Raw genomic sequence first — 22,430 nt, forward strand, 5'->3', positions numbered from 1 at the left:
CGGAGCCTTCCCCGGCTTCATACCGACCGGTTAGTCTGCATCCACAGCCGCTACGGAGAGGTGGGCCGCCGATGAGCGCGTGGCAGGGCGTCGAGGACGCCGGAGTGGTCGTCACCGGGGCGGGCGGCGGCATCGGCGCCGCCCTCGCCCGCCGGTTCGCCGCGGAGGGGGCCAGGGTCGTCGTCAACGACCTCGACCCGGACCGCGCCAAGGCCGTCGCCGAGGAGATCGGCGCGCTCGCCGTCCCCGGCGACGCCTCCGGGGTCGTCGAGGAGGCCCGTGCGGCGCTCGGCGGCACCGTCGACGTCTGGTGCGCCAACGCCGGACTCCCCTCGCCCGGCGACGCCTTCGCCGACGAGGAGGTCTGGGCCGCCGCCTGGGACGTCAACGTCATGGCCCACGTCCGCGCCGCCCGCGCGCTGCTGCCCGACTGGCTGGAGCGCGGCCGGGGCCGCTTCGTGTCCACCGTCTCCGCCGCCGGACTCCTCACCATGATCGGCGCGGCCCCGTACAGCGTCTCCAAGCACGGCGCGTACGCCTTCGCCGAATGGCTCTCGCTCACCTACCGCCACCGGGGCCTCGACGTCCACGCGATCTGCCCGCAGGGCGTCCGTACGGACATGCTCACCGCCTCCGGGACGGCCGGCGAACTCGTCCTCGCCCCCACCGCCATCGAGCCCGAGGACGTCGCCGACGCGCTCTTCGAGGCCATGGCCGCCGACCGCTTCCTCGTCCTGCCGCACCCCGAGGTGAGCGGCTTCTACGGGGCCAGGGCCACCGAACCCGAGCGCTGGCTGCGCGGCATGAACCGCCTCCAGCGGACCTGGGAGGGGGCGGGCGGGTGACCCGTCCGGAGCCCGGGCCCGCGCGCGGGTGACCGGGCTCACGGCGCCGGGCCCCGCCGCGCGCTGCTAGACTGACGTTCGATCGATCCCGATCACAGGATTGTTACTCCCCCGAGGACTCGCGTCGTCGGTGTGTGAGGCAAGGCCTGGGTAGCGCCCCTACGGCGCGACCCGGGCCTTTTTTGTTGCCTGGAAACGGGCCGGGGATGCGAAGGAGCATCATGCGAACAACCGCGCCGGGAAATCACGCGCTGGCTGAGGACATCGTCCGCGGCGTCGGGGGACCCCAGAACATCGAGAGCCTCACGCACTGCGCGACGCGGCTTCGCTTCCAGCTCCATGACGGGGCCAAGGCCGACCAGGCCGCCCTCGACGCCCTCGGCGGGGTGATGGGCACGGTGCCGCAGTCCGGCGACCGCTTCCAGATCGTGATCGGCGGGGCCGTCGCCCGCGTCTACGCCGAGATCATGAACCTGCCGTCGATGAGCGGCGGCGGCACGCCCCGGGAGCGGACCGACGCCGAGGTCAAGGCGGCGATCCGGGCCAAGGGCCGTGGCCGCTACGTCTGGGTCGACAACTTCTTCGAGTACCTCTCGGACTCGTTCCGCCCGCTCATGGGCGTCCTGCTCGGCTCCTCGCTGATCATCGCGATCGCCTCCATGCTCGACGCCTTCGGCGTGATGGACTTCCGGGCCGCCGACAAGTCCGCCACCTGGGTGTTCGTCGACGCCATGTGGCGCTCGGTGCTGTACTTCCTGCCCATCCTGGTCGCCTACAACGCGGCCAAGAAGCTGCGGGTCGACCCGTGGGTCGGCGCGGCCGTGATGGCCGCGGTGATGACCCCGGACTTCACCAAGATGCTCAACAAGGACTCCGGCATCCCCGGCATCACCTGCACCACCAACGGCACGCTCGGCACGCAGGAGTGCGTGGCGCACGTCTTCGGCCTGCCGATGCAGCTGAACGACTACGGCGGCCAGGTGTTCGTGCCGCTGCTGATGGTCGCCGTGCTCGCGCTCGTCTACAAGGGCCTGCAGCGCGTCTTCCCGGAGAACGTGCACATGGTCTTCGTGCCGTTCTTCAGCATGCTCATCATGATCCCCGTCACCGCGTTCCTCATCGGCCCGATGGGCATCTGGGCCGGCAACGGTCTCGGCGAGGGTCTGTCCTGGCTGAACGGCAACGCGCCGATCGTCTTCGCGATCGTCATCCCGCTGCTCTACCCGTTCCTCGTGCCGCTCGGCCTGCACTGGCCGCTGAACGCGCTCATGCTCCAGAACATCAACACCCTCGGCTCCGACTTCATCCAGGGCCCCATGGGCGCCTGGAACTTCGCCTGCTTCGGCGCCACCGCCGGCGTGCTGCTCCTCTCGGTGCGCCACCGCGAGACCGAGATGCGGCAGACCGCGACCGGCGCGCTCGCCGCGGGCCTGTTCGGCGGCATCTCCGAACCGTCCCTGTACGGCATCCACCTGCGCTTCAAGCGGATCTACCCGCGCATGCTCGTCGGCTGCCTCGTCGGCGGTGTGATCGTCGGCGTCCTCGGCGGCGTGGACACGAACGCCTTCGCCTTCACCTCGCTGCTGACCATCCCGGTCTTCTCCCCGTCCGTGGTCTACGTCATCGCGATCGCCGCCGCCTTCTTCACCTCCATGGCGCTCGTGTACTTCTCCGACTTCCGCACCAAGGAGGAGCGCACCCTGACCAACGCCGAGCGTGACGCGGCGGAGGCCGCCGAGCGCGGCGACGCCGGCCCGGCCGGCTCCGTGACGCCCGCGCCCGCCGCGCACGTCGATCTGGGGGCGCCGGTCGCCGGCAAGGTCGTCGGCCTCGACGACGTCGGGGACGCGGTCTTCGCCTCCCGCGCGCTCGGTGAGGGCGTCGGCATCGAACCGGACGACGGCCACGTCGTCGCCCCGGTCGACGGCGAGCTGGTCACCGTCGTCGGCACCGGACACGCCTTCGGCATCCGCACGGCGGACGGAATCGAGGTGCTCGTGCACGTCGGCATCGACACGGTGAAGATGGAGGGCGAGGGCTTCGACGTACGCGTCGCGCCCGGCCGGCGGGTGTCCGCGGGCGACCTCCTCGTGGAGGTCGATCTCGACGCCGTCCGCCGGGCGGGGCACCCGACCGTCACGCTCATGACGGTCACGAACACGGCGGATCTCGCCTCGGTCGTGCCGCACACCGGGCAGGCCGTCGCGGCCGGCGCCGCCGTCGTGACCGTACGGCGGTAGCGGTCCGCACCGCGGAGGGCGGTGCGAGCACGGCGGCCGATGCGCGATGATTGGACGGGTACGAGCAGCTCCATACCGGTGTATGCCGGTATGGAGCTGCCGGGCCGGGCGCACAGGGGGCATAGACCGGATCCGAACCACTCACCGGAAGGAACCTTGACGGGTGAAGGCACTGCGTGTCCTCAACAACAACGTGGTCCTCGCACGCGACGAGAAGGGCCAGGAGGTCATCCTCACCGGTCGTGGCATCGGCTTCAGCTCCCAGCAGGGCAGACCCATCGACCCGGCGCTGATCGTGCGCGTCTTCGTCCCGGAGGACGGCCGCGATCCGGACCACCTCGCCGAGGCCCTCACCTACGTCGGCGAGGAGGTCCTCCGAGCCGTGGTGATCGCCCTCGGCGAGGCGGGGATCGAGGGGCGCGAGTCCACCCGCCCCACCCTGGCGATCGCCGTCGCCGACCACGTCGCGAACGCGCTGGAGCGGGCCAGGCAGGGCCACGTCGTCGAGTACCCGCTGCGCGCCGAGGTGCAGGCCCTCTACCCCGCCGAGTACGCCCAGGCGCAGCGCCTGCTGGCCGCCGTCAACGAGCACCTGGACCCCAAGCTGGGCCCCGCCGAGGCGACCGCGCTGGCCCTGCACCTGGTCAACGCGGGGTTCGCCTCGGGCGACCTGTCCTTCACGTACACGATGACGGGGGCCATCCAGCAGATGCTCGCCGTCGTGGGGGAGCAGTACGGGCTCGACGTCTCGCAGGAGTCGATGAACGCCGCGCGGTTCATCACCCACGTCCGCTACCTCTTCGTACGGATCCAGCAGCACCGGCAGTTGAAGGGCCACGAGTCGACCATCGGCAAGGGCATCCGCCAGCACTATCCCGAGGCGACGCGCACCGCGCAGAAGCTGGCGACGATCGCGGAGCTGCGCCTGGGGCAGCGGCTGAGCGAGGACGAGGTCTCCTACCTCGCGCTCCATGTGGCACGGATGACCATGGAGACCGAGACCGCGCGGTCCGGGACGTCCGGAGACCTCCGCGGCCCCTCGGTGCCGGGGCAGCGCCGGGAGCCCTGACGGCCGGATCTGACACCCCAGCCCAGCCTTGCCGACCTTCGGCACCACGGCTGAGAGGAGGCCCGTCCGAGAAGCGTCGCGCGGGGCGTTCCGCCGCCCGTGATCTCGCGAGATTCCGAAAGGGCCATGGACCCGGGCGGGGGTATCGTGAGGGCGCGAACACACCCGTGCGATCACCGCACGCCGGGCCGGTGGGAGCGTGGCGGCGGCACGGGAATCGCCCGCTGCGGGCGGCGGCTCGCCGCCGACGCGCACCCGTGCCGGGCCGAGATCCTGGCGGAGCCGCCCGAGGCGGCAAGTGGGAGGATCCTCGGACGGGACCCGAGGTCCCGGAAGTGGACACCGGCACGCGCGCCGGCACGGACGAAAGAAGGCGGAGCATGGCCAAGGCGACGGACGGCAACGGGGTTCCCGTCCCCCAGAGGCTCCTCGCCGCCGCCACCCGGCTCTTCGCGGAGCAGGGCTACGACCGCACCTCCGTCCAGGAGATCGTGGAGGCGGCGGGCGTCACCAAGGGCGCCCTCTACCACTACTTCGGCTCCAAGGAGGACCTCCTCCAGGAGGTCTACTCCCGGGTGCTGCGGCTCCAGCAGGAGCGGCTCGACGCCTTCGCCGGCGCCGACGCCCCGGTGGAGGAGCGGCTGCGGGACGCCGCCGCCGACGTCGTCGTCACCACGATCGACAACCTCGACGACGCCGCGATCTTCTTCCGCTCCATGCACCACCTCAGCCCCGAGAAGAACAAGCAGGTGCGGGCCGAGCGGCGGCGCTACCACGAGCGCTTCCGCGCCCTGGTCGAGGAGGGCCAGCACTCCGGGGTGTTCTCCGGCGCGACCCCCGCCGACCTGGTCGTGGACTACCACTTCGGCTCGGTGCACCACCTGTCCACCTGGTACCGCCCCGACGGCCCGCTCACCCCGCAGCAGGTGGCCGACCACCTGGCCGGCCTCCTGCTGCGGGCGCTGCGCCCGTAGCCCGACGGGGAGCCGTCAGAGGTACTTCTTCAGCTCCCGGCGGGCCAGCGAGCGCTGGTGGACCTCGTCGGGGCCGTCCGCCAGCATCAGGGTGCGCGCCCCGGCCCACAGCTCGGCCAGCGGGAAGTCCTGGGAGACCCCGCCCGCGCCGTGCACCTGGACCGCCCGGTCGAGGATGCCGACCACCGCGCGCGGGGTGGCGATCTTGATGGCCTGGATCTCGGTGTGCGCGCCCCGGTTGCCGACGGTGTCCATCAGCCAGGCGGTCTTCAGGACCAGCAGCCGCAGCTGCTCGACGGTCACGCGGGCGTCCGCGATCCAGTTCTGCACGACGCCCTGCTGGGCGATGGCCTTACCGAAGGCGGTACGGGAGACCGCGCGCCGGCACATCAGCTCGATCGCCCGCTCGGCCATGCCGATGAGCCTCATGCAGTGGTGGATGCGGCCGGGCCCGAGCCGGGCCTGGGCGATCGCGAAGCCGCCGCCCTCCTCGCCGATCAGGTTCGCCGCCGGGACCCGGGCGCCGTCGAAGACCACCTCGGCGTGCCCGCCGTGGGAGTGGTCCTCGTAGCCGTACACCCGCATCGCCCGCCGCACCTCGACGCCGGGGGTGTCGCGCGGCACCAGGATCATCGACTGCTGGCGGCGGAGGTCGGCGCCGTCGGGGTCGGTCTTGCCCATCACGATGAAGACCTTGCAGTCGGGGTTCATCGCCCCGGAGATGTACCACTTGCGCCCGTCGAGCACGTACGCGTCGCCGTCCCGCCGGATCCGGGTCTCGATGTTGGTCGCGTCGGACGAGGCCACCTCGGGCTCGGTCATGGCGAACGCCGAGCGGATCTCGCCCGCCAGCAGCGGCTCCAGCCACTGCTTCCGCTGTGCCTCGTCGCCGAACTGGGCGAGCACCTCCATGTTCCCGGTGTCGGGGGCGGCGCAGTTGAGGGCGGTGGGGGCGAGCTGGGGGCTGCGGCCGGTGATCTCGGCGAGCGGCGCGTACTGGAGGTTGGTGAGCCCCGCACCGTACTCCTCGTCGGGCAGGAACAGGTTCCACAGCCCCTGCCGCTTCGCCTCGGCCTTCAGCTCCTCCACGACCGCCGGGGTGTCCCAGGGGGAGGCGAGCCGGGCGCGCTGCTCGTGGGCGACGGCCTCGGCGGGGTACACGTGCTCGTCCATGAAGGCGAGGAGCCGCGCCCGCAGTTCCTCGGTGCGGGCGTCGTACGCGAAGTCCATGGCGGTCAGCCTTCCTGGAGGGTGGTGAGGCCGTGCTCGATGAAGACGGGGACGAGCTCGCCGATCCGGTCGAAGCCGGCGCCGACGGTCTGCCCGAGGGTGTAGCGGTAGTGGATGCCCTCCAGGATCACGGCCAGCTTGAACCAGGCGAAGGCCGTGTACCAGGAGACCGCGCCGGTGTCGCGGCCGGAGCGGGCGGCGTAGCGCTCGATCAGCTCGCCGGGCGCCGGGTGCCCGGCGGCGGACGCGGTGGTCGAGATCGGGGAGTCCGGCAGCTCCAGCGGCGCGCTGTACATCACCAGCAGCCCGAGGTCGGTGAGCGGGTCGCCGAGGGTGGACATCTCCCAGTCGAGGACGGCCTTGATGCGGTCGTCGTCGCCGATGAGGACGTTGTCGAGCCGGTAGTCGCCGTGCACCACGGCGGGCGCGGGCGAGGCGGGCAGGGCGCGCCCCAGCGCGGAGTGCAGCTCGTCGATCCCGGGCAGCTCGCGGCCCCGGGAGGCGGCGAGCTGCTTGCCCCAGCGGCGCAGCTGCCGGTCGAGGAAGCCCTCGGGACGCCCGAAGTCGTCGAGCCCGACGGCGGCGGGGTCCACGGCGTGCAGGTCGACGAGGGTGTCCACGAGCCCGAGGACGGCCTCACGGGTACGGGCGGGGCCGAGCGGGGCGAGCTCGGCGGCCGAGCGGTACGGGGTGCCCGGCATGAACTCCATGACGTAGAACGGCGCCCCGAGCACCGACTCGTCCTCGCAGAGCGCGACGGTCTCCGGCACGGGCACGGCGGTGCCGCGCAGGGCGCTGATCACCCGGTGCTCGCGCCGCATGTCGTGCGCGGTGGCGAGCACGTGCCCGAGCGGCGGGCGGCGCACGACCCAGTCGCCCGTCCCGTCGGTCACCCGGTAGGTGAGGTTCGACCGGCCGCCCTCGATCAGCCGGGCGGTGAGCGGCCCGGCGAGCAGTCCGGGCCGCTCGCGGTCGAGGAAGCCGCGCAGCCGCCCGGGGTCGAGACCGGGCGGCGGGGAACCGGGCGGCGGGGTGGAGCTCATGCGGGGTACCTCCGGGATCGGCGTCGGCGTTCATGATGACCGACCAGTCGGTATGTCGTCCAGAGGGGCCCGCGGGGAGGGCCCGGGGAGGGCCCGCTCGGGGCGGCGCCGTCCGGGCGGCCTCCCGCGCGGGGCGCCGGTTTCCCGTGCGCCGTCCCGCGCGGGCGGCGGGTCGGGCGGGACGGGCGGGTCAGGCGTGGCAGGCCACCGGGACGCCGCCGTTCATCGCCGCCATGTCGCCGAAGAGCGCGACCGGGTCCAGCGGGTGCCCCTCCGGCAGGCCGTCCAGCTCGGCGTAGGCCCGGTGCAGGTTCGCGACCAGCCGCTCGCTCTCGCGCCAGGCGGCGAACTCGCCGAGCTCCGCGCCCCGGGCCGTCTCCAGCGGCGACGCCCCCTTCGCGTGCCCCGCGCGGGCGAGCTCCCGCACCCAGAGCAGATAGCGCTCGGTCGCGTCGTACGCGGAGGGGTCGGTGACCGGGCCGTGCCCGGGGACCACCGTGGGCGCGTCCAGCGAGCGCAGCAGGTCGAGCGCCCGCAGCGAGCCGGCCAGCGAGCCCATCGGCAGGAACGGGGTGCCGCCCTGGAAGACCAGGTCACCGGTGAAGACCACGCCCTGGGCGGGGAGATGGACGATCGAGTCGCCGGTGGTGTGGGCCGGACCGGGGTGGACCACCCGCACCTCGACCTCGCCCACGTACAGCGTGAGCACCTCCCGGTAGGTGAGTTCGGGCGGCAGGATGTCGACCCGGCCGAAGTCGGTGCCGGGCCACAGCAGATGGAGCTGGTGTCCGGCGGCGAGCTGCTCGGCCCGGCAGTTCTCGTGGCCGATGATCCGCGCCCCCGGCCGGAACACCCCGTTGCCGTAGGTGTGGTCGCCGTGGTGGTGGGTGGTGACGATCGTGCGCGGCGCGGCGAGTCCCGCCGCGCGGACCGCGTCGCGCAGCAGCAGTGCCCGGTGCTCGGTGGCCGCGGTGTCGACGAGCAGCGTGTCACCGCCGTCGCCGACGAAGCCGGCGTTGTTCAGGCACCAGCCGCCGTCCGGCTGGACGAAGGCGTGGACGCGCGGCGCGAGTTCGACCACGTACGGATCGGTGGCAGGCACAGGATTTCCCCCGGATGAGAGCCCGACTGGACAGGGGGAAGGGTGCCAGCCGGGCCGCGTACGGGGGAAACCGGGTCCCCGGGACCGCCGTCCCCCGGGGGGCGTCCCTCAGTGGTCGTCCCAGTGGTTCTCGTGCGCCGCGTGCCGGTGGCCGTCGTGGGCGTAGTCGACGTGGTCCCCGTGCGGCACGGCGGTGTGCCCGCAGTCCGGCCCGTGGGTGTGCTCGGGGTGGGCGTGCGCCACGTGCGCGGAGGACTCGCACTCGTCCCAGTGCCCGGCGTGCTCCCGGTGCAGGTGCCCGTCGTGCGCGTAGTCCGTGTGGTCCCGGTGCGGGACGGCGGTGTGACCGCAGCTCGGGCCGTGGCTGTGGGTGTGGGTGGCGTGCTCGTGGTGGGTGACGCTCATGACTCCGGACTCCGCCTCTGCGAGGGGTCGGCTGACCACCTCAGGCTAGTCCGAGATGTCCGTTTCTTCAGATCTGTGATCCGCAGGCCGTGATCTGTGGGCCGTGGTCCGCGAGCCGTGATCAATGGGCCGCGAGCCGTGGGCCGCGAGCCGTGGGCCGTGATCCGTGGGCCCGGTCTCCCGCTCAGACCACGATGGCCACCGCGAACGAGGCGAACGCGATCACGCACCCGGCCGCCAGCCAGGCGCCCCGCAGCGGGAGCACCCTCGGCCGGGCCGCGCCGAGCGCCTGGATCCGGCGGTGCGCGACCGCGAGGAAGCCGATCCAGACCAGCGCCGACAGCCCCGCCGCGAGGAGCCCGGCCGCCGTCACCTCGTCGTGGATGGCCTGCTTGGCCGCGAGCACGGCCACCACGGTGCAGGACAGCGTGGTGCGGCGCCAGGCCAGCCGGGTCCGCTCGGGCTGGAGTCCCGGGTCCCGGAGGTCCGGCCCGCCCCCGGCGTCCGGCCGGGTCACCGTCCGGCCCAGCCGAAGACGACGACCACCACCATCGCGACGGCGACCACCGCGACCGTGAGGCTCAGCACGGCCGGGAAGCGGGAGACGGGCAGGTCCTCGCCGCGCCGCATGGCCCGCTCGCAGCGGACCCAGTGGTTCACGGCGCGCAGCGCGCACAGCACACCGGCGGCGAGCAGCGCGAGCGCGAGCCCGACCCGGACGCCCCAGCGCAGGTCGGGAAGGAACTGGTCGACGGCGAAGCCGCCGCCGACCAACGCGAGCGCGGTCCGGATCCAGGCGAGGAAGGTCCGCTCGTTGGCCAGGGAGAAGCGGTAGTCGGGGGTCTCGCCCTCCTCCCGCAGGCGCTGCGGCGCGAACCACAGCCGCAGGCTCCGTATGAAGTCGCTCACGCAGGCACCCTATCCGTCGGATGATCACACCGCCCGACGTGCGCGGGGCACCCTTCCCAGCTCAGCCCGCCTCCCGCCCGGCCCGCCCCGGCTCAGCCCGCCTCCAGCTCCCGCAGCCGCTCGTACGCGGCGAGGCCGTCCGGCACCCACTCCCATGTGGCGAGCCGCGCCGCCAGCTCCTCCTCCGGCAGGAAGGCGTGCCAGGCCACCTCCTCGGCCTGCGGCCGAACCGGGAGCTCGCAGCGCACCTCGTACACGGCCGACCACCATTTCCCGGCGACGCCCCCGGAGTCGTACAGGAAGCGGAACAGGGGCGTGGGCCGGGGCAGCCCGGACACGCCCAGCTCCTCCTCGGCCTCGCGCAGGGCGGCGTCGTCGTACGACTCGCCCGCGCCCACCACGCCGCCGACGAACATGTCGTACAGCGAGGGGAAGACCAGCTTCGTCGGGGTCCTGCGGTGGACGAAGAGCCGGCCCTGGGCGTCCCGCACCCGGATGAAGGTGCAGCGATGGATCAGGCCCCGCGCGTACACCTCACCGCGCGGGGCCCGTCCGATCACCCGGTCGTGCTCGTCGACGACGTCGAGGAGTTCATCGGCAGCGCTCATGGGCCCATGAAACCACCGGCCGGTGACGTCACGGGCCCCGCGGACTCACTGCCCCATGACGTACTTCACGGTCGGGCCGGTCGTCCAGCCGCCGTCCACGGCCAGCTCCGCGCCCGTCACGTACGAGGCGGCGTCCGAGAGCAGGAAGACCACCGCGCCCGCGATCTCGTCCGCCTCGCCGACCCGGCCCATCGGGGTGTTGGGGTACTTGCCCTCGCCCTTCTCGATGCCGACCGAGGCCGTCATCGGGGTGTACGTCATGCCCGGGTGGACCGAGTTGACGCGGATCCGGGAGGTGCCGAGCTCGACCGCGCCGATCTTCGTCAGGCCGCGCACGCCCCACTTGGAGGCGCCGTAGCCGGCGGTCAGCGCGAGGCCCATCAGGCCCGCGGCGGAGGAGATGTTGACGATGGAGCCGCCGCCCGCCTCCCGCATCGCCGGGATCGCGGCCTTCATGCCGATGAAGACGCCGGTCAGGTTGATGTCGAGGACCTTGCGGAAGTGCTCGACCGACTCGGTCTCCAGGAGGGCGCCGGTCGATATGCCGGCGTTGTTCACCAGGCCGTGCAGCCCGCCGAACTCCTCGACGGCGTACGCGACGGCCGCCGCCCAGCCCTCCTCCGAGGTCACGTCGTGGTGCAGGAAGCGGGCGCGCTCGCCGAGCTCGGCGGCGGTCGCCTCGCCCTCCTTGTCGAGCACGTCGGTGATCACGACGTTGGCGCCGGCGGCCACGGCCTGCCGGGCGGCCTCGGCGCCCAGGCCGCGGGCGCCGCCGGTGATGAGCACGGTCTTGCCGGTGAGGTCGTTCATGGGAGTCCCTTCGGGGGTGGCGGGGGACGACGGGATGGTGCGGGTCGTCCGGGGGTGTCAGACGCTCCGGGGCGGTGCCGCCCCGAGGAGTGCGGTGGTGGTCTCGACGAGGTCGGCGAGGAACAGGCCCTCGCCGGTCAGCGGCTCGCTGCCGTCCAGGTACTGCCGGGCCCGGTCCGCCATGGCCGCGCCGACCACGGTCAGCGCCAGGTCGAGGCGCTCCAGGCGCAGCGGTCCGGGGAGCCCGGCGGCGGCCAGGCAGCCCTCCAGGCGCTCGATCAGGCGCCAGTAGGCGGTGCCCGCGAGCGTGGGGTGCGGGGTGCGGGTGCGGATGCCGCTCTCGTGGCTGAGCTGCGCGGAGATCCGCAGGCAGCGCCGGCCCCGGTCCTCGCGCAGTTCGGTCGCCTCGGCGGTCACCAGCACGCCGACCAGGGCGTGCGGCTCGTCGGGGCAGGCGTCCAGGAGCGGGGCGAGGACCTGCTCGGTGCGCCTCTGGCGGCCCGCCATGACGGCGTCGAGCAGCCCCGCGCGGGAGCCGAAGTGGTACTGCACGGCCGAGGGGTTGCCCTGCCCGGCGAGGCTCACCACGTCCCGCAGCTGGGCGCCGTCGACGCCCTTGGCCGCGAAGACCTCCTCGGCGGCACGGATCAGTTTCTGCCGGGTCTCGGGCCCTGACGTCCTTGCCATGCCATTCATATTAATGCTCAACATTAAAAAGCGGGAGGGGGTCCCCCTCGGTACTCCGAGCGCCCCCGGATCGCTCCCGCTCCCGCCCCGGACCGCTCCCCTCCCGCCCCGGACCGCTCCCCTCCCACCCCGGATCGCTCCCGCTCCCGCCCCGGATCGCCCGCTCCGGCTCCCGTCCCGGATCGCTCCGACTCGGCCCCGGATCGCTCCGGACCGTTGACTGGATACACCGGTGTATCCAAGATGCGGTCATGTCATCCCATGAGGCGTACGACGCCGACGTCATCGTCATCGGAGCCGGCCTCGCCGGACTGGTCGCCACCGCCGAGCTGGTCGACGCCGGCCGGTCGGTGATCCTGCTCGACCAGGAACCCGAGCGCTCGATCGGCGGCCAGGCCCACTGGTCCTTCGGCGGCCTCTTCCTCGTCGACTCGCCCGAGCAGCGCCGGATGCGCATCCGCGACAGCCACGCCCTCGCCCTCCAGGACTGGCTCGGCACGGCCGGCTTCGACCGCCCCGAGGACGCCTGGCCGCGCCGCTGGGCCGAGGCGTACGTCGACTTCGCCGCCGGCGAGAAGCGCGCCTGGCTGCACGGCCTCGGCGTGCGCTTCTTCCCGGTGGTCGGCTGGGCCGAGCGCGGTGGCTACGACGCCACCGGCCACGGGAACTCCGTACCCCGCTTCCACATCACCTGGGGCACCGGCCCCGGTCTCGTCGCCCCCTTCGAGGCCAAGGTCCGCGACGGCGTGGCCCGCGGCCTGGTCCGCTTCCGCTTCCGCCACCGGGTCACCGGCCTGGCCCGCACGGCCGGCAGCGTCGACACCGTCACCGGCGAGGTCCTGGCCCCCTCCGACGCCCCGCGCGGCACCGCCTCCGGCCGCGAGGCCACGGGGAGCTTCAGCCTGCGGGCCCAGGCGGTGATCGTGACCTCCGGCGGCATCGGCGGCAACCACGACCTGGTCCGCGCACAGTGGCCCGAACGCCTCGGCACCCCGCCCGCCCGGCTGCTCTCCGGCGTCCCCGCCCACGTGGACGGTCTGATGCTCGGGATCGCGGAGAAGGCCGGCGCCCACCACGTCAACCGCGACCGGATGTGGCACTACACCGAGGGCATCGAGAACTGGGACCCGATCTGGGCCCGGCACGGCATCCGCATCCTGCCCGGCCCCTCCTCGCTCTGGCTCGACGCCACCGGCAAGCGGCTGCCCGTGCCGCTCTTCCCCGGCTTCGACACCCTCGGCACCCTCGAACACATCATGCGCACCGGCCACGACCACACCTGGTTCGTGCTCGACCAGAAGATCATCGGCAAGGAGTTCGCCCTCTCCGGCTCCGAACAGAACCCCGACCTCACCGGCAAGTCCGTCCGCGACGTCATCGGGCGCGCCCGCGCCGACGTGCCCGCCCCGGTGAAGGCGTTCATGGACAAGGGCGCCGACTTCGTCGTCGAGCACGACCTGGCCGCCCTCGTGCGCGGCATGAACCGGATCACCGGCACGGACCTGATCGACGAGGCCGAGCTGCGCCGCGAGATCACCGCCCGCGACCGCGAGATCGCCAACTCCTTCACCAAGGACCTCCAGGTCACGGCGATCCGGGGGGCCCGCCGCTACCTGGGCGACCGCCTGATCCGCACGGCCGCCCCGCACCGCCTGCTCGACCCGAAGGCGGGCCCGCTGATCGCCGTACGCCTCAACATCCTCACCCGCAAGTCCCTCGGCGGCCTCCAGACCGACCTCTCCTCCCGCGTCCTCACCCCGACCGGCGAACCGCTCCCTGGTGTGTACGCGGCGGGCGAGGCGGCGGGCTTCGGCGGCGGCGGCGTCCACGGCTACCGCTCCCTCGAAGGCACCTTCCTCGGCGGCTGCCTCTTCTCGGGCCGCGCGGCTGGCCGGGCGGCGGCGGAGGCGGTGGGCTGAAACCGTCCCAACAGCCGCCCGGGGCGGGCAAGATGAGCGGGTGACCCGCCGAACGACGCTGATCTCGACCGGTGTCCTGCTCGCCCTGGGCGGCCTCGCGGCCTTCCTCGCGCTCCAGGGGCTGGAGGACGCCGACCGGTGGAGCAGCGTGCTCAGCCTCTTCTTCACCGTGGCGGGCTTCCTGCTGACGGCCGGCGGGCTGCTCACCGGCCGCCCGGCGCACGGCCGCCCGGCGCAGTCGGCGGACCACGCGACGGCCGGCGGTTCGATCCATCAGATCAAGGGGGTGGCGGGCGACGTCACCATCGGGACGGCACCCGCCACCGTGCCGTCGCCCGCGGCCACGCCCGGCGCGGGCGCCGGGACGGCGGACCAGTCCGCCGCCGGGGTGAGCACGGGCGGCGACCTCACCCAGATCGACGGGGTCGGCGGCTCCGTACGCATCACCCCGGTAGCCCCGGTAGCCCCGGTAGCCCCGGTAGCCCCGGTAGCCCCGGTAGCCCCGGTAGCCCCGGTCACCCCCCACAGCACCCCGTGAGGTGGCTGTGGGGCGGCCGGTGGCGCAAGCGCGGGCAGAACGCCTCCGGCGCCACCGCCGGCCGCGACATCACGCTGATCAACGAGGTCCACGGCTCCGTCTCGATCGTCACCCCGCCGCCGTCCCACGCCGTGCCGTCACCCCCCGACGACGGGGAGACGGAAGAGGAGCGGGACCGGGCGGTCGCCGCCTACGCCGCCCGCGTCCGCCAGCGCTACGGACGCCTGGACCTGGCCGTCCTCACCCCGCTGCGGGACCAGGACGAGCACCCGGCCGTCGAGTTGCGCGACGTGTTCGTCCCCCAGTCCGTACGAGCCGACCCGCCGCCCGTCGAGCTCCCCCAGGAACTCCTGCGCCGCCTCAAGGACGGCACCGGGGCCGACCACCCCGAACTGCCGCCCGGCGTCGAGCGGGAGACCGTCGAGCGCGTCCGCCGCGCCTACCGCGAGCGGCCCCCGAGGCCCGTCCTCGACGTCCTCGCCGACCCCGCGCTCGACCGGATCGTCCTGCTCGGCAACCCGGGCGCCGGCAAGTCGACCCTGGCCCGCTACCTGGCGCTGGCCCTCACCGCGCCCGAGCCGCCGCCCGGACTCGCCGCCCTCGCGGACCGGTTGCCGATCGTCGTCGAACTGCGCGGCTACGCCCAGGCGGAGTGGCGCGAGCGCGGCTTCGAGGAGTTCCTGGCCCACCAGTACGCGACCGAGGGCCTGTCCCTGCCGCCGGAGACGCTGTCGGGCTACCTGAACGGTGAGCGGGCGCGGCGGCTCCTGCTGCTCTTCGACGGCCTCGACGAACTCTTCGAGACGGCGGTGCGGGACACCGTCACCCGCCGCATCGCCGCCTTCGCCGCCCGCCACCCCGGCGTCCGCGTCGTGGTCACCTCGCGCGGCTACGGCTACCGGGGGGCCGTGCTGGACGCCGTGGGCTTCACGACGTACATGCTCCAGGACCTCGACCGCGAGCAGATCGACGCCTTCACGCGCCAGTGGTTCGCCCTCTCCTGCCCCGGGGAACCGGTCCTGGCGGAGAAGCTGACGGAGCGGGTCGCCACGGCGGTGGACGGCTCCCGCTCCGTCGCCGAACTCGCGGGCAACCCGCTGATCCTCACGATCCTCGCCCTCATCGGCCGCCGCCGCGAACTGCCCCGCGACCGGGCGAGGGTGTACGAGCAGGCCGTCGCCGTCCTCGTCGAGCACTGGGACCCCGGCAAGTTCCTCAAGGACCGCACGGTGGAGGAGCACCTCCCGTACCTGGACGCCGAGGACCGGCTGACCCTGCTCCGCCTGGTCGCCCGCCGGATGCAGGAGGGCCACGGCGGCGTGGCCGGCAACCACATCGCGGGCCCGGACCTCATCGAGAGCTTCGAGGGCTACCTCAGGGACCGCTACGACCTCCCGAAGGACCGCGCCGTCACCGCCGCCCGCATCATGCTGGAGCAGTTCCGGGGCCGGAACTTCATCCTCAGCCACTTCGGCGGCGAGGTCTACGGCTTCGTGCACCGCACGTTCCTGGAGTACCTGGCGGCGACCGACATCGCCCGCCGCTTCAGCCACGAGCGCGCGATGTCGGAGGAGGAGCTCCAGGACCTCTTCGTCCGCAGGCTGCCCGACCCGGCGTGGGACGAGATCCTGCTCCTGCTCATCGGCCGGATCGACGAGCCGTTCGCGGCCCGGGTGCTGGACCGGGTGCTGGCGCCGAAGACGACGAGCCCGGGCCTGCGGACGCACCGCGACACGTCCTTCACCGAAGTCGCCTTCGCGGCCCGGTGCCTGGGCGAGATCCGGCGCGTCGGCCTGCTGGCCCCGCAGAGCGAGCGGATCGTCCGCCGGGTGATCCGCCTGCTGGAGCTGGCCCGGGTGCTCGGTGTGAACTTCTTCCACCCGTACGGCAGGCTCCACACGATCGGCCGGTCCCTGGCCGCGCTCGGCGAGGGGTGGCCGGGCCGCCGGACCTACCTCGACTGGTACGAGGAGTGGAGCCGCGAGGACGTCGTCACGAACGGGTTCGCCATCAACCGGGTGCCCTCCCTCGCGGCGGACATCCGGCTGAGCCTGCTCTGCGCGGGAGAGGAGCAGGCGGGGCGGGTACGCGACGAGGCGATGGAGCTCAGCGTCAGTCCCGTCGCCCGGGTGGCCGCCGCCCACGCGGACGTGGGGCGGGACCCGGACCGGTGGGAGAAGGCGGGTCGCCGCGCGGCGGAGGACCCCGATCCCGCCGTCCGGTGGGCCCTGCTGGAGCTCGTCAGGTCCGAGGCCCCGGCCGGGACCACGCTGGCGATGCTCGACCGGATGCGGGAGGACGAGGACGAGCACGTGCGCGCGGAGGCGCTGAGGGTACGCCTCGGCCACCTGCTGGCGGAGCCGGACCCGGAGGCGTATCTCGCTGAAGCCGCCCGGGACGAACCGTCCGCACGCGTCGGAGCACCGCGAGCCGTCAACGACGGATACGGTGCCGGGCCCGAGATCTGGGCCTGGGTGCGGGAGGCCCTGCGGGACGCCGACGCCACCGTCCGCACGGCGGCGGCCCACGCTCTGGGCCGGCTCACGTCCGAGCGGAGAGAGGAGGGCATCGCCCTCCTGTACACCCTGGCGGAGCGGGAAGAGGACGCCGAGGTCCTGGAACGGGCTCTGCACGTGCTCCTCTACGAGCTCGGCGTCCGCTCGGACGAGGTGCGGCTGCTGCTGCTCGACCGGCTGGCCGGAGGCTTGCCGGCGGCGCTCCGGGCCTCGGTGGCGCGCGACCTCGCCTTTCTGTGGCGGGCCGATCCCGAGGTACGGGCCGCCATGAGGGAGCTGGGGAGGAGCGATCCCGCCCCGGAGGTGCGGGCCGCCGTGTTCTCGACGGCGGAGTGGTCCGAGGGCGACGAGGAGTGGCGGGAGCTCCGCCTGGAGGCCATCCGGCACGACCCCGACGCCGGTGTCCGTGAGGCGGCCCTTTCGACGGTCGGACCGTTTCTCCTGCCGTCGAGGCGGAGCGCCACGCCCGACTGGACGGACCTCCTGCGCGAGGTGGCGACGGGCGACGAGAACGGCGACGTGCGGGGGACGGCGCTGGGCGAGCTGGTCCGGCTGGGCTGGACCAGCCCCGAGACCGTCGGCTTCGTCCGTCACCGCGCGGTGACGGACGAGTTTCCGGCGCTCCGGGCCTTCGTCCTGTCGACCCTGGCCATGGAGGGCGTCCCCGACGCCCTCGCCCTCGCCCACGACCGCCTCGCGAACGACGAGGACCCGGCCGTGCGCCTGAGCGCACTCCGGGTCCTGGCCGACAGCGGTCGGGACGATCCGCACGTCCTGGAGCTGGTCAGAGGGGCGGCGGCCGAGGACTCCTCGGCCGAGGTCCGGGACCTCGCCGGCCGGCTGGTCCCGATCCTCGCATCGGGTTTCGGGGCCGCCCGCTAGATCACCAAGGACAGCAGCAGCACACAGACGATGCCGACCACCGAGATGATCGTCTCCATCACCGACCAGGTCTTGATCGTCTGGCCGACGCTCATCCCGAAGTACTCCTTCACCAGCCAGAAACCCGCGTCGTTGACGTGGCTGAAGAAGAGCGAACCGGCGCCGATCGCGAGGACCAGCAGCGAGACCTCGCCGGTGGACATGCCCTCGGCGAGCGGGGCCACCAGACCGGCCGCGGAGATCGTGGCGACGGTCGCCGAGCCGGTCGCGAGCCGGATCGCGACCGCGATCAGCCAGGCGAGCAGCAGGGCCGGGATCGACCAGCTCTCGGAGAAGTCCAGGATCATCTGGCCGACGCCGATGTCGATGAGGGTCTGCTTGAAGCCGCCGCCCGCGCCGACGATCAGCAGCACGCCCGCGATCGGGGCCAGCGACTTCTCGACGGTGGTGGAGAGCCGCTCCTTGGTGAAGCCGGCCGCCCGGCCCAGGGTGAACATGCCCACTATGACGGCGGCGAGCAGCGCGATCAGCGGGGAGCCGATGACGTCGGTGACCTTCTGCAGGCCGTTGGCCGGGTCGTCGACGACGATGTCGACAAGGGCCTTCGCCAGCATGAGGACGACCGGCAGCATCACGGTGGTCACGGTCGCGCCGAAGCCGGGGCGCTTCTCCAGGTCCTCGGAGGGACGGACCGGGACCATGTTCTCGGGCGCCGGGATGTCCACCCAGCGGGCCGCGTACCGGGCGAAGACCGGACCGGCGATGATCACGGTCGGGATCGCGACGACCAGACCGAGGGCGAGGGTGACGCCCAGGTTGGCGTCGACGGCGTCGATCGCGACGAGCGGACCGGGGTGCGGCGGGATCAGGCCGTGCATGACGGACAGGCCGGCGAGGGCCGGGATGCCGATCCGCATCAGCGAGTAGTTGCCGCGCTTGGCGACCATCAGCACGACCGGGATCAGCAGCACGATGCCGACCTCGAAGAAGAGCGGCAGGCCGATCACGGAGGCGATGAGCACCATCGCCCACGGCATGGCCTTCCTGCCGGTCTTCGCGAGGATCGTGTCGACGATCTGGTCGGCGCCGCCGGAGTCGGCCAGCAGCTTGCCGAGGATCGCGCCGAGCGCGATGAGCACGCCGACACCGGCGACGGTGTTGCCGAGCCCGGTGGTGAAGGACTTGATGGTGTCCGCGAGCGGGGCGCTCGCGAACGCGCCGAGCGCGAATGACCCGATGGTCAGCGCCAGGAACGCGTGCATCTTGAGCTTGGTGATGAGCAGGACGATGACGGCGATGCCGGCGAGGACGGCGATGCCGAGCTGGGCGTTGCCCGCCGAGGTGATCGGTTCGGCGGCGTCCGCTGCCAGGATCTCGACGCTGAGACTGGTCACGGTGGGTCCTTGGGAAGCAGGGAGTGGGGACGGGGGTCGGGCGGGTCTGACGGGGGTCGTACGGGGGGGCGTACGCGGCCCTGCGAGAGCGCACCGAGGGGGTGCTGCCCGGGCGTACGGGCCTTGGGGCCTAAGGGCCTACGGAGATCAGGCGGAACAGGCGGACCAGGCGGATCAGCCGCCCAGCCCGCCCAGCCCGCGCAACGCGGCCACGGCGCGCCCGGCGATCTCCGCGGGGCTCCCGGTCACGTCGACGGCGACGCCCGCCTCGTCGTCCCGCAGCGGCTGGAGGGTGGCGAACTGCGAGTCCAGGAGCGCGGTCGGCATGAAGTGGCCCTTGCGCGCCGCCATCCGCCGCTCGATGAGCTCCCGGTCGCCGGTGAGGTGCAGGAAGACCACGCCGGGGGCGGCGGCCCGCAGCCGGTCCCGGTAGACCCGCTTGAGCGCCGAGCTGCTCACCACCCCGCCGAGTCCGGCCCGGCCGTGCGCCCACCGCCCGATGGCGTCGAGCCAGGGCTCGCGGTCGCCGTCGTCCAGGGGGGTGCCGGCGGACATCTTGGCCACGTTGGCCGCGGGGTGGAAGTCGTCGCCCTCCGCGTACGGCAGGCCGAGGGCCTCGGCGACCAGCGGGCCGATCGTGGTCTTGCCGGTTCCGGCGACGCCCATCACGACGACGACCGGGGGAGGGCCGGCCGGGACGGGCTGGGGGGTGGTGCTCATGGGGGGTGCCTCGCTGTCTTCTTCGACATCGATCCGTCGCGCTCATGAAACCTGTTGGGTACGACGTATTCAAGAGGGTGTGACGAATAAGTCGTACTTATTTGGCCCGGCGTGATCACACGTGTGATCACGCATAGGCTGACCGTCATGACGACCACGGCCCAGGGGCTCCACCCGCACGTCCTCAACGCCCTGGGTCTCGCGATCACCGCGGGGGAGTACCCCCCGGGCTCCGTGCTGCGCAGCGACGAGCTCGCCGAGCGCTTCGAGGTCTCCCGCACCGTCGTCCGCGAGGTCGTGCGGGTCCTCGAATCCATGCATCTCGTCGAGTCCCGGCGCCGGGTCGGCGTGATCGTGCTGCCCACCGAGCGGTGGAACGTGTACGACCCCCAGGTCATCCGCTGGCGGCTGGCCGGCGCCGACCGCCCCCGCCAGCTCCGCTCGCTCACCGTGCTGCGCTCCGCCGTCGAGCCGGTCGCCGCCGGGCTCGCCGCCCTGCACGCCACCCCCGAGCAGTGCCGCGAGCTCACCGAGCAGGCCCTGGGCATGGTCGCCACCTCGCGCGGGCGCCGCCTGGAGGAGTACCTGGTGCACGACATCGCCTTCCACCGGGTCGTCCTCAACTCCTCCGGCAACGAGATGTTCGCCCGGCTCGGGGACGTCGTCGCCGAGGTGCTCAGCGGGCGCACCCGCCACCAGGTGATGTTCGAGGACCCCGACCCCGCCGCCGTCACCCTGCACGTCCAGGTCGCCGAGGCGGTGCGGGAACGGGACGCGGCCCGCGCCGAGGCGCTCACCCGGGAGATCGCGGTCGGTGCGCTCAAGGAACTCGACGTTCTCGCGCCCTGAATCGGGCCCGTAAGCTCTGAACTACCTCAAATACGGGCGTTCAGTGACATCCACCACAGTCAGGAGCGCTGCCCGCCGCGAGGATGTGCGCTGGCCGTGCCAGGGGAGACCCCCGGGGCACGGCCGGCTAGCGCACGCCCGACACCCCCTCACGAAGGCGACCGAACTGCATGAGTGACCGCGTCACCGCGGCCGAGCCGCGCACCGCCGCTCCGGCGGCCACCGGCTCTCCGGCGTCCCCCCACATCGACGCCGGCGACGCCGGATACCGCAAAGACCTGAAATCCCGGCACATCAACATGATCGCCATCGGCGGCGCGATCGGCACGGGGCTCTTCCTCGGCGCCGGCGGCCGCATGGCCAGTGCCGGCCCCTCCCTATTCATCGCGTACGCGGTGTGCGGGGTCTTCGCGTTCTTCGTCGTCCGGGCCCTAGGCGAGCTGGTCCTCTATCGCCCCTCCTCCGGTGCCTTCGTCTCCTACGCCCGCGAGTTCATGGGCGAGAAGGGCGCCTACACGGCGGGCTGGCTCTACTTCCTCAACTGGTCGACCACCGCCGTCGCCGACATCACCGCCGCCGCCACCTACGCCCACTTCTGGGCCATGTTCAGCGACGTCCCCCAGTGGATCCTGGCGCTGATCGCCCTCGCCGTCGTGCTCGCCGCCAACCTCATCTCGGTGAAGTACTTCGGCGAGATGGAGTTCTGGTTCGCGATCATCAAGGTCGCCGCGCTGGTCGCCTTCATGCTCGTCGGCATCTTCCTCGTCGTCACCCAGCACGACGTCGGCGGCCACACCCCCGGCTTCGCCAGCATCACCGAGAACGGCGGCATCTTCCCCAGCGGCGTGATGCCGATGCTGCTGCTCATCCAGGGCGTCGTCTTCGCCTACGCCTCCGTCGAGCTGTGCGGCGTCGCGGCGGGCGAGACCGAGAACCCCGAGAAGATCATGCCGAAGGCGATCAACTCGATCATGTGGCGCGTCGGCCTCTTCTACGTCGGCTCCGTGTTCCTGCTGGCGCTGCTGCTCCCGTACACCGCGTACTCCGCCGACCAGAGCCCCTTCGTCACCGTCTTCGACAAGCTGGGCGTCCCCGGCGCCGCCGGCGTGATGAACCTGGTCGTCCTCACCGCCGCCCTCTCCAGCCTCAACTCGGGCCTCTACTCCACCGGCCGCATCCTGCGCTCCATGTCGCTGGCGGGCTCCGCGCCCAAGTTCACCGGCGTCATGAACAAGGGCGGCGTGCCCTACGGCGGCATCCTGCTCACCGCGGGCTTCGGCGTCCTCGGCGTCGGCCTCAACTACGTCATGCCCGGCGAGGCCTTCGAACTGGTCCTCAACTTCGCCTCGATCGGCATCATCGGCACCTGGGCGATGATCATGGTCTGCTCGCTGCTCTTCTGGCGCGCCTCCCGCGAGGGCCGGGTCACCCGCCCCGGCTTCCGGCTGCCCTGGGCCCCGTACACCCAGCTCGTGACGCTGGTCTTCCTGGCCGCCGTCCTCGTCCTCATGTGGATGGACGGCGGGGTCGGCCGCACCACCGTCGCCTGCCTGCCGCTCATCGGAGCGGCCCTGGTCGGCGGCTGGTTCCTGGTCCGCGGCCGGGTCCGCGCCGCGGCCCGCCGCGCCGAGGACTGAGCCCGTCCCGGCACAGGCCGAGGCCCCCGCGAGCTCAGCGCCCGCGGGGGCCT

Annotated in this window: 20 protein-coding genes; 9 read left to right on the forward strand and 11 right to left on the reverse strand. The window is 72.9% G+C overall.

The genetic code is table 11. The features are described 5' to 3' along the window. The first annotated feature begins 71 nt into the window (after positions 1 to 71). The 4 genes from ACZ6J5_RS23150 to ACZ6J5_RS23165 all read left to right on the forward strand — a co-directional run bounded on the left by ACZ6J5_RS23150 (position 72) and on the right by ACZ6J5_RS23165 (position 5,128). Entirely contained in the window at positions 72 to 845 is a 774-nt protein-coding gene (locus ACZ6J5_RS23150) for an SDR family oxidoreductase (protein WP_469394398.1), read from the forward strand. A 221-nt stretch (positions 846 to 1,066) separates the two neighbouring features. Then, positions 1,067 to 3,085, forward strand: a complete 2,019-nt coding sequence (locus tag ACZ6J5_RS23155) for a glucose PTS transporter subunit IIA (RefSeq protein WP_469394401.1) — start codon at positions 1,067 to 1,069, stop codon at positions 3,083 to 3,085. A gap of 163 nt (positions 3,086 to 3,248) precedes the next feature. After that, a complete protein-coding gene (locus ACZ6J5_RS23160) occupies positions 3,249 to 4,154 on the forward strand; it encodes a PRD domain-containing protein (RefSeq protein ID WP_469394403.1) in 906 nt (301 codons plus the stop codon). Between the two features lie 380 nt (positions 4,155 to 4,534). Next, positions 4,535 to 5,128 carry a TetR/AcrR family transcriptional regulator gene (locus ACZ6J5_RS23165; RefSeq protein WP_469394405.1) on the forward strand — a complete coding sequence of 198 codons (594 nt, stop codon included), beginning with the start codon at positions 4,535 to 4,537 and terminating at the stop codon, positions 5,126 to 5,128. A gap of 15 nt (positions 5,129 to 5,143) precedes the next feature. Here the strand turns inward: ACZ6J5_RS23165 and ACZ6J5_RS23170 are convergent, their stop codons facing one another. From ACZ6J5_RS23170 to ACZ6J5_RS23210, 9 genes are all read right to left on the reverse strand, one after another. Continuing rightward, positions 5,144 to 6,358: an acyl-CoA dehydrogenase family protein gene (locus tag ACZ6J5_RS23170; RefSeq protein ID WP_469394407.1), complete on the reverse strand. Its 1,215-nt coding sequence runs from the start codon at positions 6,356 to 6,358 to the stop codon at positions 5,144 to 5,146. A gap of 5 nt (positions 6,359 to 6,363) precedes the next feature. After that, positions 6,364 to 7,401 carry a phosphotransferase family protein gene (locus ACZ6J5_RS23175; RefSeq protein ID WP_469394409.1) on the reverse strand — a complete coding sequence of 346 codons (1,038 nt, stop codon included), beginning with the start codon at positions 7,399 to 7,401 and terminating at the stop codon, positions 6,364 to 6,366. 190 nt (positions 7,402 to 7,591) lie between these two features. Further along, on the reverse strand, positions 7,592 to 8,503 hold the full coding sequence (locus tag ACZ6J5_RS23180; RefSeq protein WP_469394411.1) for an MBL fold metallo-hydrolase: 912 nt from the start codon (positions 8,501 to 8,503) through the stop codon (positions 7,592 to 7,594). A 108-nt stretch (positions 8,504 to 8,611) separates the two neighbouring features. Continuing rightward, positions 8,612 to 8,908 (reverse strand): hypothetical protein, encoded by a 297-nt coding sequence (locus tag ACZ6J5_RS23185; RefSeq protein ID WP_469394412.1) that lies wholly within the window; start codon positions 8,906 to 8,908, stop codon positions 8,612 to 8,614. A 184-nt stretch (positions 8,909 to 9,092) separates the two neighbouring features. Beyond that, the gene (locus tag ACZ6J5_RS23190; protein WP_469394414.1) at positions 9,093 to 9,425 is read right to left on the reverse strand and encodes a DUF202 domain-containing protein; all 333 of its coding nucleotides are present in this window, start codon (positions 9,423 to 9,425) and stop codon (positions 9,093 to 9,095) included. Next, the gene (locus tag ACZ6J5_RS23195; RefSeq protein WP_469394416.1) at positions 9,422 to 9,817 is read right to left on the reverse strand and encodes a YidH family protein; all 396 of its coding nucleotides are present in this window, start codon (positions 9,815 to 9,817) and stop codon (positions 9,422 to 9,424) included. Before ACZ6J5_RS23195 ends, ACZ6J5_RS23190 begins: the two co-directional genes overlap by 4 nt. A gap of 92 nt (positions 9,818 to 9,909) precedes the next feature. Further along, positions 9,910 to 10,425 carry an NUDIX hydrolase gene (locus ACZ6J5_RS23200; protein ID WP_469394418.1) on the reverse strand — a complete coding sequence of 172 codons (516 nt, stop codon included), beginning with the start codon at positions 10,423 to 10,425 and terminating at the stop codon, positions 9,910 to 9,912. Between the two features lie 45 nt (positions 10,426 to 10,470). Then, positions 10,471 to 11,235: a glucose 1-dehydrogenase gene (locus ACZ6J5_RS23205; RefSeq protein WP_469394420.1), complete on the reverse strand. Its 765-nt coding sequence runs from the start codon at positions 11,233 to 11,235 to the stop codon at positions 10,471 to 10,473. 57 nt (positions 11,236 to 11,292) lie between these two features. After that, positions 11,293 to 11,922, reverse strand: coding sequence for a TetR/AcrR family transcriptional regulator (locus tag ACZ6J5_RS23210; RefSeq protein ID WP_469394421.1), 630 nt, complete (start codon positions 11,920 to 11,922; stop codon positions 11,293 to 11,295). 251 nt (positions 11,923 to 12,173) lie between these two features. On the opposite strand from ACZ6J5_RS23210, the gene ACZ6J5_RS23215 reads away from it, so the two are divergent. Genes ACZ6J5_RS23215 through ACZ6J5_RS23225 form a run of 3 tightly spaced genes read left to right on the forward strand, consistent with a single transcriptional unit; the run spans position 12,174 to position 17,777 of the window. After that, entirely contained in the window at positions 12,174 to 13,841 is a 1,668-nt protein-coding gene (locus ACZ6J5_RS23215; RefSeq protein WP_469394423.1) for an FAD-binding dehydrogenase, read from the forward strand. 40 nt (positions 13,842 to 13,881) lie between these two features. After that, on the forward strand, positions 13,882 to 14,379 hold the full coding sequence (locus tag ACZ6J5_RS23220) for a hypothetical protein (RefSeq protein WP_469394425.1): 498 nt from the start codon (positions 13,882 to 13,884) through the stop codon (positions 14,377 to 14,379). Then, a complete protein-coding gene (locus ACZ6J5_RS23225) occupies positions 14,376 to 17,777 on the forward strand; it encodes a HEAT repeat domain-containing protein (RefSeq protein ID WP_469394427.1) in 3,402 nt (1,133 codons plus the stop codon). Before ACZ6J5_RS23220 ends, ACZ6J5_RS23225 begins: the two co-directional genes overlap by 4 nt. On the opposite strand, the gene ACZ6J5_RS23230 is transcribed toward ACZ6J5_RS23225, so the two are convergent. Both ACZ6J5_RS23230 and ACZ6J5_RS23235 read right to left on the reverse strand, forming a co-directional pair. Next, entirely contained in the window at positions 17,774 to 19,171 is a 1,398-nt protein-coding gene (locus ACZ6J5_RS23230; RefSeq protein WP_469394430.1) for a GntP family permease, read from the reverse strand. The two genes, ACZ6J5_RS23225 and ACZ6J5_RS23230, sit on opposite strands and share 4 nt — an antisense overlap. 174 nt (positions 19,172 to 19,345) lie before the next feature. Then, positions 19,346 to 19,891: a gluconokinase gene (locus ACZ6J5_RS23235; protein WP_469394432.1), complete on the reverse strand. Its 546-nt coding sequence runs from the start codon at positions 19,889 to 19,891 to the stop codon at positions 19,346 to 19,348. Between the two features lie 147 nt (positions 19,892 to 20,038). Here ACZ6J5_RS23235 and ACZ6J5_RS23240 point away from each other — a divergent pair, with 147 nt between their 5' ends. Further along, complete coding sequence (locus ACZ6J5_RS23240) at positions 20,039 to 20,740, forward strand: FadR/GntR family transcriptional regulator (RefSeq protein ID WP_469394433.1); 702 nt, start codon at positions 20,039 to 20,041, stop codon at positions 20,738 to 20,740. A 170-nt stretch (positions 20,741 to 20,910) separates the two neighbouring features. Continuing rightward, positions 20,911 to 22,377, forward strand: coding sequence for an amino acid permease (locus ACZ6J5_RS23245; RefSeq protein WP_469394435.1), 1,467 nt, complete (start codon positions 20,911 to 20,913; stop codon positions 22,375 to 22,377). Positions 22,378 to 22,430: the final 53 nt, after the last annotated feature.

It is taken from the genome of Streptomyces sp. NPDC042100 (genome assembly GCF_055582325.1).